The organism is Amycolatopsis sp. NBRC 101858 (genome assembly GCF_030269325.1).
Lineage (GTDB): Bacteria > Actinomycetota > Actinomycetes > Mycobacteriales > Pseudonocardiaceae > Amycolatopsis > Amycolatopsis ponsaeliensis.
The window spans coordinates 309118-321980 of sequence record NZ_BSTD01000009.1 but is presented as its reverse complement, the minus strand read 5'-3'; the positions used below and the strand labels follow the sequence as shown (position 1 = coordinate 321980).

Genomic DNA, 12863 nt, shown 5'->3' with positions numbered 1-12863 from the left:
CGAGGAGGGTGCATGCAGGACGATGGGAAGGGCAGGACCGAGCATCGTACGGTCGTGACCGTCGATGTCGAGCGGTTCTCCGACGAGTGCCGGACCAACAGCGACCGGCTCGAAGTCATGGAAGCACTGCCGGAGGTGGTCCGGACTGCGTTGGTCGAGGCGGGCATACCTTGGGACGAGTGCGTCTGCCAGCCCAACGGGGACGCCTTGTTCATCACGGTCCCGGCGACCGTGCCGAAGGAACTCCTCGTGGTCGCGGTGCCCACCTCGCTGAGCCGGGGCATCCGGACCCACAACGCGAGCCGGAACCCCCACGCGCACATGCGGCTGCGGATGGCGCTGGACTCGGGTGAAGGGGAGACCGGCGAAAGCATCTGGTCGTCCCGAGCGGGAATCCACGCCACCCGCCTGCGCGACGCGGACGTGGTCAAGGACGCCCTGGCCGGTTCGCGAGGCGTGCTGGCCGTGGTCACGTCGGACTGGTTCTACCAGCAGGTGGTGCGGCAGTCCCGCGCCATCGATCCGCGGGTCTACCGCCAGATCAGGGTGCGGGCGAAAGAGACGACGGCCATCGCCTGGCTCTGCCTGCCCGACGACCACCACGGGGAAAGCGGTGAGCAAGCCGGCAGCACGACGCGGCACAGTTCGCCGGCCGGCACTGCGGCGCCACGTGGGCACAGCGGCCTGGTGGCGCTACCGCGGCAGTCCAAGAACCTCCGGTCACTGGCGTTCAACGCCGACGACACCCTGCTCGCCGTGGGCGGCGACAGCGTGGAGGTCGACCGCGAGGGAACCGTCTGGCTCTGGGACGTCACGGACAGCGCCAACCCCGTGGCGACCGGCCGGCCGTTGACGGTCGACAGCCCGTTCGACGTCAAGTCCGTGGCTTTCCACCCGCACGAGACGCTGCTGGCCGTGGGCGGGAACGGGGGCAGCATGTGCTCCCAGGTATGGCTCTGGAGCATTGCCCCGGACGGATCGTCGTCCTGCTTCGAAAAACCGATCACCTGCTACACCGACTCACTGCGCGCCGCGCTCTTCAGCCCGGACGGGCAGCTCCTCGCCGTCGGCACCGGCGGCGGGATCAGCCTCTGGGACGTCCGCGACCCCGGCAGCCCCTGCCCGGTGGCCGAACTGCACGCGGGGACGAACCCCGACGACGCGATCGGCTCGCTCGCCTTCAGCCCGGACGGGACCGTGCTCGCGGGCACCGGGTACAACGGCAAGCTCTGGCTGTGGGACGTCACCGAACCGCGAGCACCTCGGGCCCTCGGCGGCGAGACGGATTCGATCGCCAGCTACGTCGTCGCCACGGCGTACTCCCCGCGCGGCACCGACATCGCGATCGTCGGCTACAACCTCGTGCCCGCTGGCCGGATCTGGCTTTGGGACGTCGCGAACACGAGCCGGCCCGTGCACCGGGGACGGCACCCGAAGTATTCGGGAGGGGTCATCAGTTCGGTGGCCTTCAGCCCCGACGGCGGCACTCTCGTCCACGGCGGTGAGGGCGGTATCTGGCTGTCGGACGTCTCCGACCCGAACCGGCCGGTCGGCAGCCGGCGGCTCGACGCCGACCGGCCCGCCGGTGTCGTGTCCACCGTCGTCTTCACCCACGGCGGGAACCTGCTGGCCTCCGGCAACCACGACGGCGACGTGCACCTCTGGCGGCTCGGCTGACGCGGAGGACCGCTGATCGGTCCTGGTGGTGGCAGTGCGGCTGCCACCACCAGGACGCTCACGCCGGCTGGAGCGAAAGGAGGACGCGGCCGAACGGGCCTCCCTCGGCGAGGTGGCGTTGCGCCTGCGCGGCCTGCTCCAGCGGGAACACGCGGTCGACCAGGGGGACGATCTCCTTGCGGCCGAGCATTTCGAGCAGGTGCGTGTTCGCCGCATTGATTTGCTCGGGGGTGAACAGCGCGAACCGGAAGCCGTGGATGTGGGTGTTCTTCCAGATGAGGTCGGTGACGTCGATTTCGGTGCGGGTGCTCGCCGCGTAGCCGATGCTGACCAGGGTGCCGTCCACGGCCAGGGCGCCCAGCGCGGCGCCGGTCACGGAGCCGCCGACACCGTCGAGGACGACGTCGACGCCTCGGCCGCCGGTCAGCCGGTGCACGCCGTCGCGGAGGGACTCGGTGGACAGGTCGATCACCTCGAACCCGGCCGCGCGGCCGCGCTCCGCCTTCGCGGTGCCCGTGGCGGTCGTGATGGCCACGCCGGCGCCGAGCACCCGGGCGACGTCCACGCCGCCCTGCCCGACACCGCCCCCGACACCGGGCGCGAGGACGGTCTGCCCGGGCCGGAACCCGGTGAGCTCGGTGAGCGCCAGGTAAGCGGTGAGGTGCCCGGTCGCGGCGGTGAGCGCCGCCGCGGCGGTGTCGTCGACGCTGTCCGGGATGGGCAGGACGTGCTGCGGGTCGACGGCGATGTACTCGGCCCACGCGCCGTCGGCGGCTAAGCCGTACCGGCCGCCGCTGAGCACGACCCGGGTCCCGGCCGGCAACCCGCTGGCACCGGGCTCGGTGAGGACCCCGACGCCGAACCCGCCGGGCCGGATCGGCAGCGGCCGGACGGCCGCCGCGGGAAGCTTGCCGCGGCGGACGGTGTCGTCCAGCGGGTTCACCCCCGCCAAGGTGAGCCGGACGAGAGCCTGCCCGGGGCCCGGGACCGGGATGGGGACGTCGACGGCTTCGAGGACGTCGTAGTCGCCGAACTCGTCGTACTGGATCGCGCGCATGGAAGACCTCCGAAACAGGTGTTCTGCTTTCAGTTCTTTTCGGAACGGTGCCGCGCGCGGTAGGCGCGCAGGTTGGCCGGATTGCCGCAGACGCGCACGTCGTGCCAGGTGCCGCTGTTGTTGCGCGAGCGGTCGAAGAACGCGGCCTCGCACCGGAGGTTGCGGCAGGTTTTGAGACGGCGCCACGTATCGGCGGCCTGGGCGTCCCCGATCGCGATCAGGGCGACCGAAGCCAGGGCCCGCCAGCCGGTGCCGCGCGGTTCCGGCCGGACCCGGCCGTCCGAGCCGAGGCGGAGAACCACCCCGGCCTGGTGTTCGGGGAGCGGTATCGCCGGTCGGGCCACGTGGGCGTGGAGATCGACGCGGAGGTCGCGAAGCGGGTCGAGGTCGTCCTCGCCGAGAGCCACCGCGGGTACGTCCTGGCCGGTCTCCCCGGCCCAGGCCGCCAGCGCCGCGCCGGCCCAGTCCCGCGCCGACGCCACCTCGGCGAGCAGGTCGGGCCGGCGGGGACGGCCCGCGGACCGGGTGTTGAGCAGGTCGTGGACGAACCCCAGGCCGCCCGGGGCGGGCACCAGGCCGTAGCGCTCGGTCGCGAGCCAGGTCATGAAATAATCATGACGCGTTTGACTATTTCATGGGTCGTGCTGTGGGCGAGGTCACTGCTCGACCGATCAGAAATCCTCCGCCGCGTCGTCAGTTCTGGCAGCCCCCTGACACCGGTGGAAGGATCGATGACCATGACCGACGCTGGACCGCTGGACGCCGACGAGAGCGCGTTCATCGCGGCGGCCCGCTCAGGCGATACCGCGCGGTTCGCGCTCGTCACGGAGCCGCACCGGCGGGAGCTGCAGGTGCACTGCTACCGGATGCTCGCCAACTACGAGGACGCCCAGGACATGACGCAGGAGACGTTCCTGCGGGCGTGGCACAAGCGGGAGACCTTCAAGGGCCACGCCGCGCTGCGGACCTGGCTCTACCGGATCGCGACCAACGTCTGCCTCGACTTCCTGGACAAGCGCACTCCGCTGCCGTCCGGGCTGCCGGACTCCGAGCTGCCGCACCTGCAGCCGTACCCCGACCGGATGCTCCCCGAGGACCCGCAGGAATCGGTGGTGGCGCGGGAGACGATCGAGCTCGCGTTCATCGTCGCCGTCCAGCACCTGCCGCCGCGGCAGCGGGCCGTGCTCGTCCTGCGTGATGTCCTCGGCTGGCCGGCGGCGCAGGCCGCCGATGCCCTCGAGCTGACCGTCGCGTCGGTGACCAGCGCACTGCAGCGGGCGCGCGCGACGATGCGCGAGCAACTCCCCGCCGGCCGCCTCGACTGGCGGAGCCCCGCCACCCACGAACTGTCGGACGACGAGCGCGGCGTGGTCAAGTCGTACATCGACGCCCATGAACGCAACGACCTCGACGCACTGGCGTCCCTGCTGCGCGACGACCTGCGCTTCGCGATGCTGCCCGATCCGGGCACCCTGAGCACGACGGCCACGGACGCCGTGGACGGCTGGGTCTCCGGCGGGCTTTTCCAGCGCGGCCACGACGACTGGCGCGGTATCAGCACGACGGTCAACCGCATGCCGGCCGCCGTGCTGTACCTCCGCACCCCCGACGCCCCGGAGCACCGGCTGTTCGCCATCGCGCTCCTGCACGTCGTCGACGGGAAGATCGCCGAGCTCACCGGGTTCGACGTCGCCGGCAAACCCTGGCTGGACCTGCCCGAGACGCTGTGATCACCGCTTCGTCTCGTACCGGGTCAGCACCACGCCGCCGGGGAACGTCCGCGTCTCCACGAGGTTCAGGTTCACCCAGCTGTCCAGCCCCGTGAAGAACGGCGTGCCGCCGCCCACCAGGACCGGATGGGTGACGATCTCGTAGTCGTCGACCAGCCCGGCCCGGATGGCGGCCCCGGCGAGCGTCGCGCCGGCGATGCGCATCGGGGCGCCGTCCCCGGCCTTGAGCCGGGTGATCTCGGCGACCGCGTCGCCGGCGACCAGGCGGGTGTTCCAGTCGACCTGGTCGATCGTCGAGGAGAACACCACCTTCGGCGTGTCCCGCCAGTTCCGCGCGAACTCGATCTGCGCCGGGGTCGCGCCCGGCAGCTGGTCGCCGGTCGGCCAGTGGGAGCTCATCGCCTCCCACAGCTTGCGCCCGTACAGCGTCAGGCCGCTCGCCTGCTCCTGGTCGAGCCACCACTGGAACAGCTCGTCGCTCGGCGGCCCGCTCCAGCCGATGCCGACGCCGGTCGCGGCGATGTAGCCGTCCAGGGTCACGTTCATGCCGAAGATCAGTTTCCGCATCGTGCCAGCCTTCCGTGAGTCGATCTCACAGGTACAGACGGGCGCGGCGCGAAAACCTGATCGGTGGATCCACCCCAGGCGACGCGCACCGTTCGTCAGAACAGGGTCGCGGGCTCGATCGGCTCCGGCTCGGGCAGCGCCTCGAGGCCCGGCACCAGCGCTCGGACGTCGTCGTGGAAGCGGCGGGCCAGCGCCGGTGCGTCGTTGTTGTCGGGGGTGTGCAGGAAGACCGTCGGCGATCGGCCCTCGCGCAGCCAGCCGGCGACCGCCTCGGCCCACGGCCGCCACCCCTCGACCGTCTCCTCGACCGAGTCGCGGCCCAGGTAGCGGACGATCGGCCGGTCGGTCAGCGCCCGCGTTCGCCGGGGCAGCCGCGGTTTCTTGGCCCAGGCGTCCTGCTCGGCCTCGCTGGTCGGCGGGCTCCCGAAGAAGACCGTGGTGTCGAACGGCACCCACTCGGCGTCCGCACTGGCGAGCGCCCCCTCCAGCAGCGACGTCGAGGCGGCGTCGGTGAAGAACCCGGGGTGACGCACCTCCACCGCGCGCCGGCGGTCGGCGGGGAGGCGGCGCAGGAAACGGCCGAGCGCGTCGACATCCGACGGGCCGAACGAGCCGGGCAGCTGGGTCCACAGGACCGCCCGTTCGCCGAGCGGTTCGATCGCGTCCAGGAACGCCCGCATCTCGGTCTCGACCCCGGCGAACCGGCGCTCGTGCGTGACGACCTTGGGCAGCTTGACCACGAACCGGAAGCCGGGATCGGTCTGCTGCGCCCAAGTCGCGACCGTGGTCCGGGCCGGAGTCGCGTAGAACGTCGTGTTGCCTTCGACCGCGTTGCACCAGCCGGCGTAGGCCCGCAGGCGTTCGCCGGCCGGCAGCGACTGCGGCACGAACCGCCCGGGCCACGCCTTGTGGGTCCACATCGCGCAGCCGACATGAAGACGCGCCACTCCGTCAGCTCCCCTCGATCGTGGACGAAGTTACCGGTCACTCCGCCGGCATGGTCACCAGGCTGATCATGCGGCGGGTGCGGCCCGGGCCGGGGTCCCGGCCCAGCCGGGCGGTGACGGCCTCGCGGATCGCCGTCGCCAGCTCGGCCATCTCCGCGTCGGTCAGCCACAGCGCCGCTTGCTGGTAGGTCACGCCGTCCGCGGTGGGGTCGGCCGGGTCGCGCGTCAGGTACTGGTCGAAGTCGGCCAGGAGACCGCCGACGAAGGCGGTGAAAGTCTTGCGGTGGTCCTCGGCCGTCATCGCCGCCCGGTCGGCCGGGCCGATCTCCGCGTGCTGCCAGGACAGCCGGTACCGGCGTTCGACCGTGCCCCGGACGCGTTTTTCGTCGAGCACCTCGAGCACGCCCGCCGACGCGAGCGCCGCGACGTGGCGGTACATCGTCGCGTGCGGGATGTCCGGCAGGCGCTCGCGCAGCTCGGCCGTCGTGGCCGGGTGGCCGTCCAGGAACGTCCGCAGGATGCGGAGCCGGACGGGGTGCAGCAGCAAGTCGAGCGTGGCCATGGACACGAGCTTCCCACATCTGATACTAATATCAAAACTGATACCAATGGAGGTGCGTCCCATGGACCGCGGCACGACCACGAACGATGTGCGGGAACTCCGGCTGACCGTCCCGGCCGCCGACGGCCTCGCCCTCGCGAGCACGCTCACGCTCCCCGCCGGCGAGGGCCCGCACCCGGCTGTGCTCTGCCTGCCCGGTTCCGGGAAGGTCGACCGCGACTCCAACGCCGGCCGGGTGCGGATGGACCTCGGCCGCCCGCTCGCCGCCGTCCTGGCCCGGCACGGCATCGCCTCACTGCGCTACGACCGCCGCGGCGTCGGCGCCACCCCGGGCGACTGGCACACCGTGGGGTTCCTGGACAACCGGGCCGACGGCGCGGCCGCCCTGAACGCCCTGCGTAGCCACCCGGAGATCCGCTCCCGCGCCGTCGGCGTGCTCGGGCACAGCGAAGGCGCCGTCCACGCGATGTGGCTGGCCGCCCACGCCCAGCCCGCCGCCGCGGTCCTGCTCGCCGGCTACGCGCGTCCCGGTGACCAGGCCCTGCGCTGGCAGGGCGCCCGGCTGGCGGAGTCGCTGCCGCGCCCGCTGCTGCCCGTCCTGCGCCGCGTCGCCACCCGGCAGCTGGCGCGGCTGGCCGCCACCACCACCGACACGGCCCGCATCGGCGGCCTGCGGATCAACGCGCGGTGGTGGCGCGAGCAGCTGGCTTACGACCCGCGTCCGGACCTGGCCCGCATCCCGGTTCCCGTGCTGGCCGTGACCGGCGCCGAGGACGTGCAGGTCGACCCGGGCGACCTCGACGTGATCGCGCAGCTGGTGCCGGGCGGGGCCGAAACCCACCGGACTCCGGGCCTTACCCACATCCTCCGCCGCACCGACGGGCCGGCGTCCGTGTTCTCCTACCGCCGGTTGCTCCGCAACCCCGTGGACGAGGAGCTGCTGAACACCGTCGCCGGCTGGCTGGCGATCCGGCTTCGCTGACTACCCGCCGGTAACATATTGCCGGCCTATCGAAATCCGCATACGGGACGGCAACAGCGGGCTGGTTTGACTGGCCGGCATGACCTACGGCGAACCAGCACGTACCGCGGTCCGATCGCCGGCCCCGTCCCCGCCGGCGATGGGGATCACGATCTACGGATGCGAGCCGGACGAGGCCGTCCTGTTCCGGGAGATGGCGCCGCGCTTCGGTGTCGTCCCGACCATCACCGACGCCGCCGCTTCCGAAGCCACCAGTGACCTCGCGCTCGGCAACCGGTGCGTCAGCGTCGGGCACAAGACCCGGCTCACCGAGCCTGCCCTGCTCGCCCTGAGCAAAGCCGGGGTCGAATACGTCTCCACCCGGAGCGTCGGGTTCAACCACATCGACGTGGGCTATGCGGAGCGCGTCGGCATTTCCGTGGGCACCGTCGCCTACTCCCCCGACAGCGTCGCCGATTACACGCTGATGTTGATGCTGATGGTGGTGCGGAACGCGAAATCCGTCCTCCGGCGCGCGGAAGTGCACGACTACCGGTTGAGCGAGGTACGCGGGAAAGAACTGCGCGACCTGACCGTCGGGGTGGTCGGCACGGGACGCATCGGGGCCGCGGTCATCGACCGGCTGCGGGGTTTCGGCTGCCGGACGCTGGCCTACGACAGCCGCCCGCAGACCTCGGCCGACTACGTCGCGCTCGATGATCTGCTGGTGCAGAGCGACATCGTGACACTGCACACGCCGCTCACCGCGGACACCCACCACCTCCTGGACCGGCGGCGGATCGGGCAGATGCGCCGCGGCGCGGTCGTCGTCAACACCGGACGCGGTTCCCTGCTCGACACCGAAGCCCTGATCCCCGCGCTGGAAAGCGGAAAGCTGGGCGGCGCGGCGTTGGACGTCCTCGAAGGCGAAGAAGGCATCTTCTACGCCGACTGCCGGGACCAGCCCCTCGGGAGCGAATCGCTGCTGCGGCTGCAGGGCATGCCGAACGTGCTGATCAGCCCGCACACCGCCTACTACACGGACCACGCCTTGAGCGACACCGTCGAAAACAGTCTCGTCAACTGCCTGACCTTTGAAAGCGGGAATCGGCATGGATAGGTTGAAGGTCGGAATCGTCTTCGGGGGATCCACCGAAGAACACCCCGTCTCCGTCAAATCCGCGCGAGAGGTCGCGAAGCACCTCGACCCGGAAAAGTACGAACCGTTCTGGATCGGGATCACGAAGAACGGCGAATGGAAGCTCTGCGACGGCCCCGGCGAGGGCTGGGAGAACAGCCGTCCGGTCGTGCTGTCACCGGACCGGACCGTCCACGGGCTGCTCGTCCTGGAAGCGGGCCGGTACGAAACGATCAGGCTGGACGTCGTGCTGCCCCTCCTGCACGGCCGGCTCGGCGAGGACGGCGCGATGCAGGGTTTGGCCGAACTGGCCGGCGTTCCCTACGTCGGCTGTGACGTCCCGAGTTCCGCTCTGTGCATGGACAAGTCCCTCACCTACCTCGTCACCGGGAACGCGGGGATCGCGACGCCGGAGTTCCGGGCCGTCACCGCGGACGAGACCGTCGATCCCGGCGAGCTCACCTACCCCGTCTTCGTCAAGCCGGCCCGTTCGGGGTCGTCCTTCGGCGTCAGCAAGGTGTCCCGCGCGGAAGAACTGCCGGGTGCGGTGGCGGCCGCGCGGCAGTACGACCACAAGGTGCTGATCGAGCAGGCGGTCGCCGGCAGCGAGATCGGGTGTTCCGTCCTGGGCAACGACGAGGACCTGATCACCGGCGAGCTGGACCGGGTCGCGCTCTCCCACGGATTCTTCAAGATCCACCAGGAAAGCAACCCCGAAAGCGGCTCCGAGAACTCGACGTTCGTCGTTCCCGCGGACATCCCGGCGGAGTCGCGTGCGCTCGTCCGGGAAACGGCGAAGGCCGTCTACCGTGCCCTGGGCTGCCGGGGGCTGGCGCGGGTCGACCTGTTCCTCAAGGAAGACGGGACGGTGGTCCTCAACGAGGTCAACACCTTGCCCGGCCTGACGTCCTACAGCCGCTACCCGCGGATGATGGCGGCCGCGGGGCTGCCGCTCGGCGAAGTGCTCGACCGGCTGGTGTCGCTGGCTTTGACGGGGAAATCCCAGTGAAGGACGACTTCGTCTTCGTGGACGAGTTCGCGCCCGGCATCCGCTGGGACGCCAAGTACGCCACCTGGGACAACTTCACCGGCAAGCCGGTGGACGGCTACCTGGCGAACCGGGTCGTCGGCACGCGAGCCCTGTGCGCGGCCCTGGAACGAGCGCAGGAAAAGGCCGAGACCCTCGGCTTCGGCCTGCTCCTGTGGGACGGCTACCGGCCGCAGCGCGCCGTGGACTGCTTCCTGCGCTGGTCGCGGCGGCCCGAGGACGGGCGGACGAAGCGGCGGCACTACCCGAACATCGACCGGGCGCAGATGTTCGAAAAGGGTTACGTGGCCACGAAGTCCGGGCACAGCCGGGGCAGCACCGTCGACCTCACGCTCTACCACCTGGCCACCGGTGAGCTCGCCGCGATGGGCGGTGACCACGACCTGATGGACGCGGTCTCGCACCACGGCGCACCGGGGATCACGCCGGCCGAAGCGGGCAACCGGCACCACCTCTGTTCCCTCATGGAGGCCTGCGGCTTCCGCCGGTACGACCGCGAGTGGTGGCACTACACGCTGCGGGACGAGCCTTTCCCGGAGACGTACTTTGACTTCCCCGTCGGCTAGCCGGGAGATCCGCCCGCTGCGGGCCGCCGACACTCCGCGGGTCACCGGGTTGCTGGCCGAACTCGGGTACCCGGGCGAACTCGCCGCGGTGACCCGGCGGCTGGCGGCCGTCCTGCGCTCGGACACGCAGCGGGTGCTGGTCGCGGCGCCGGGCGACGGCTCCCGCATCGACGGCTACGTCAGCGTCGAGCGGCGGCAGGCGCTCCCGCACCAAGACGAAACCCTCGAGATCACGGGCCTGGTCGTCGTCGCGGCGGCCCGCCGCTCGGGCGCCGGCCGCGCGCTGGTGGAAGCCGCCGAACGGTGGGCGGTCCGGCAGGGCCTGCGCACGATCGTGGTCCGCTCGAACGTCGTGCGCGCCGAGTCCCACCCGTTCTACGAGGACGCCGGGTACCGGCGGAAGTCGACCTCGCACACCTATCGCAAGGAGATCTGAGCCGTGGCCGCACCGCGCGTCGTCGTCGCCGGTGGCCATTCGGCCGGGCACATCGAGCCCGCGATGAACTTCGCCGACGCGGTGCGCCGGCTGGTGCCCGCCGTCGAGATCACCGCGCTCGGCACCGTCCGCGGCCTGGACACCACGCTCATCCCGGCCCGCGGCTACCCGCTCGAGCTCATCCCGCCGGCACCGCTGCCGCGCCGGCCGGGGCGAGCACTGCTGCGCACGCCGGGCCGGCTGCGCGACTCGGTGCGGGCGGCCGGGTCGGTGCTCCGCCGCGTGCGGGCCGAGGTCGTGGTGGGGTTCGGCGGTTACGTCTCCCTGCCTGCCTACCTCGCCGCGCGCGAGCAGGGCCTGCCGATCGTCGTCCACGAGGCGAACGCCCGGCCCGGCATCGCCAACCGGCTGGCGGCCCGGATGACGCCGCACGTGTTCGCCGCCGGGCCGGGGATCCGGCTGGCGCACGCCACCGCGATCGGGATCCCGCTGCGGCCGGCGATCGCCGGGCTCGACCGGCCCGCGCTGCGCGACGCGGCCCGGCAGCGGTTCGGCCTGCACCCCGATGGGCCGGTCCTGCTGGTCACCGGTGGTTCGCAGGGTGCGCGGGCGCTCAACGCCGCGGCGTCCGGCGCGGCGTCGGCGTTGCGGGCGGCCGGCGTGCAGGTCCTGCACATCACCGGGGCGCGGCACACCGTCGACGTCCCGGCCGGCGACCCGCCCTACGTCGTCACGCCTTACGTCGACCAGATGCGGTACGCCTACGCCGCGGCCGACTTCGCGCTCTGCCGCTCGGGGGCGATGACGTGCGCCGAACTCGCCGCCGTCGGCCTGCCCGCCGCGTACGTCCCGCTGCCGGACCGCGGCGGTGAGCAGCGGCTGAACGCCGAGCCGGTCGTCGCGGCCGGCGGAGGTCTGCTCGTCGGCGACGCCGCCCTCGACCCGGCCTGGATCGAGACCACCCTGATCCCCGTGCTCACCGATCCCCGGCGGATCGCGGCGATGTCGGCCCGCGCGCGGGCGACCGGCGCGGCCGACGCGGACGTCGTCCTGGCCCGGTACGTGCTCACCACGATCGCCGGGCGCCGCGGGTCAGCGGAGCCACCACCGTGGTAGCGACACGGTGATGCGGAGCCCGCCGCCGGGGCGGGGCTCGAGGGTGAGCGTGCCGTCGTGCGCCTGCGTGATGCTCTTGACGATCGCCAGGCCGAGGCCGACCCCCGCGTGGTCGGTGCGGATGCGTTCGGTGCCGCGCCGGAACGGTTCGACGAGCGTGGAAACCAGCCGCGGGGCGAGCGTCTCGCCGGTGTTCTCGACGGTCAGCGCCACGGTCTTGGGCCGCACCTCGGTCCTCACCCACACCGTGCCCCGGCCGGGCCGGTTGTGGACGATCGCGTTGTGCACGAGGTTCGTGGCCAGCTGCAGCAGGAGCGCGGGCGAGCCGTGGGCGGGGGCGACTTCGCCGGAGGTCTCGAGGGTGAGGCCGTGCTTTTCCGCGAGGGGGAGCAGGGTTTCCGTGGCCTCTTCCGCCAGCAGGGACAGGTCGACGCGTTCCCGGGTGAAGGAGCGCCGGTCGGCCTGGCTGAGCAGGAGCAGTGCTTCGGTGAGGTCGATCGCCCGGGTGTTGACGGTGTGCAGGCGCTCGACGAGCTCGCCGGGCACCTGCGCCGGATCGGTGCGGGCAACCTCGAGCAGGGCCTGCGAGATCGCCAGCGGGGTGCGCAGCTCGTGGGACGCGTTGGCGGCGAACCGCCGTTGCTCGGCGACCTGGGCTTCGAGCCGGGCGAGCATCGCGTCGAAGGCGTCGGCGAGCTCGCGGAACTCGTCCCGGCGGCCGTCCAGGAGGATCCGGTGGGACAGCGATCCGCCGGTGGCCATGCGGGCGGCGTCGGTGATGCGGGTCAGCGGGGCGAGCATGCGCCCGGCGAGGATCCACCCGCCCAGGAGCCCGAACACCAGCAGGAAGACCGCGGCCACGCCGGCGGCGGAGGTGAAGGTGCTCATCAGGGTGGCGCGGTTGAGCACTCCCCCGGGCATGACCGCGATGTCGGGCAGGTGACTGCGCAGGACCACCCACACGGTCATCAGCACCAGGAGACCGGCGAGCATGAGGAACCCGGCGTAGCTGAGGGTGAGCTTGAGGCGGACGCTCAGCCCCGGCTTCCGGTCCACGG

The 12863-nt window shown here is 71.9% G+C and carries 14 protein-coding genes; 8 read left to right on the top strand and 6 right to left on the bottom strand.

The window, feature by feature from the left end:
* Nucleotides 1–54 precede the first annotated feature (54 nt).
* Complete coding sequence (locus QSK39_RS51800; protein WP_285485230.1) at nt 55–1677, top strand: WD40 repeat domain-containing protein; 1623 nt, start codon at nt 55–57, stop codon at nt 1675–1677.
* Between the two features lie 58 nt (nt 1678–1735).
* Here QSK39_RS51800 and QSK39_RS51795 read toward each other — a convergent pair whose 3' ends face one another.
* Complete coding sequence (locus QSK39_RS51795) at nt 1736–2734, bottom strand: quinone oxidoreductase family protein (protein ID WP_285485229.1); 999 nt, start codon at nt 2732–2734, stop codon at nt 1736–1738.
* A 29-nt stretch (nt 2735–2763) separates the two neighbouring features.
* Nucleotides 2764–3339, bottom strand: coding sequence for a CGNR zinc finger domain-containing protein (locus QSK39_RS51790; protein WP_285485228.1), 576 nt, complete (start codon nt 3337–3339; stop codon nt 2764–2766).
* Between the two features lie 132 nt (nt 3340–3471).
* On the opposite strand from QSK39_RS51790, the gene QSK39_RS51785 reads away from it, so the two are divergent.
* Nucleotides 3472–4464: an RNA polymerase subunit sigma-70 gene (locus QSK39_RS51785; RefSeq protein WP_285485227.1), complete on the top strand. Its 993-nt coding sequence runs from the start codon at nt 3472–3474 to the stop codon at nt 4462–4464.
* Here QSK39_RS51785 and QSK39_RS51780 read toward each other — a convergent pair whose 3' ends face one another.
* The 3 genes from QSK39_RS51780 to QSK39_RS51770 form a co-directional block, all read right to left on the bottom strand.
* Entirely contained in the window at nt 4465–5031 is a 567-nt protein-coding gene (locus QSK39_RS51780) for a dihydrofolate reductase family protein (protein WP_285485226.1), read from the bottom strand.
* 95 nt (nt 5032–5126) lie between these two features.
* On the bottom strand, nt 5127–5978 hold the full coding sequence (locus QSK39_RS51775; protein ID WP_502873394.1) for a DUF72 domain-containing protein: 852 nt from the start codon (nt 5976–5978) through the stop codon (nt 5127–5129).
* 37 nt (nt 5979–6015) lie between these two features.
* Complete coding sequence (locus QSK39_RS51770) at nt 6016–6540, bottom strand: helix-turn-helix domain-containing protein (RefSeq protein WP_285485225.1); 525 nt, start codon at nt 6538–6540, stop codon at nt 6016–6018.
* A 61-nt stretch (nt 6541–6601) separates the two neighbouring features.
* On the opposite strand from QSK39_RS51770, the gene QSK39_RS51765 reads away from it, so the two are divergent.
* From QSK39_RS51765 to QSK39_RS51740, 6 genes are all read left to right on the top strand, one after another.
* Nucleotides 6602–7522 (top strand): alpha/beta hydrolase family protein, encoded by a 921-nt coding sequence (locus QSK39_RS51765; protein ID WP_285485224.1) that lies wholly within the window; start codon nt 6602–6604, stop codon nt 7520–7522.
* 139 nt (nt 7523–7661) lie between these two features.
* The gene (locus QSK39_RS51760) at nt 7662–8621 is read left to right on the top strand and encodes a D-isomer specific 2-hydroxyacid dehydrogenase family protein (RefSeq protein WP_285485223.1); all 960 of its coding nucleotides are present in this window, start codon (nt 7662–7664) and stop codon (nt 8619–8621) included.
* A complete protein-coding gene (gene vanA, locus QSK39_RS51755; RefSeq protein ID WP_285485222.1) occupies nt 8614–9648 on the top strand; it encodes a D-alanine--(R)-lactate ligase in 1035 nt (344 codons plus the stop codon). The genes QSK39_RS51760 and vanA overlap by 8 nt, the downstream gene beginning before the upstream one ends.
* A complete protein-coding gene (gene vanX / locus QSK39_RS51750; RefSeq protein ID WP_285485221.1) occupies nt 9645–10253 on the top strand; it encodes a D-Ala-D-Ala dipeptidase VanX in 609 nt (202 codons plus the stop codon). The genes vanA and vanX overlap by 4 nt, the downstream gene beginning before the upstream one ends.
* Nucleotides 10234–10689 carry a GNAT family N-acetyltransferase gene (locus QSK39_RS51745; protein ID WP_285485220.1) on the top strand — a complete coding sequence of 152 codons (456 nt, stop codon included), beginning with the start codon at nt 10234–10236 and terminating at the stop codon, nt 10687–10689. The genes vanX and QSK39_RS51745 overlap by 20 nt, the downstream gene beginning before the upstream one ends.
* Before the next feature lie 3 nt (nt 10690–10692).
* Nucleotides 10693–11805 carry a UDP-N-acetylglucosamine--N-acetylmuramyl-(pentapeptide) pyrophosphoryl-undecaprenol N-acetylglucosamine transferase gene (locus tag QSK39_RS51740; RefSeq protein ID WP_285485219.1) on the top strand — a complete coding sequence of 371 codons (1113 nt, stop codon included), beginning with the start codon at nt 10693–10695 and terminating at the stop codon, nt 11803–11805.
* On the opposite strand, the gene QSK39_RS51735 is transcribed toward QSK39_RS51740, so the two are convergent.
* Nucleotides 11782–12861, bottom strand: coding sequence for a sensor histidine kinase (locus QSK39_RS51735; RefSeq protein ID WP_285485218.1), 1080 nt, complete (start codon nt 12859–12861; stop codon nt 11782–11784). The genes QSK39_RS51740 and QSK39_RS51735 overlap by 24 nt on opposite strands.
* Between the last annotated feature and the right edge of the window lie 2 nt (nt 12862–12863).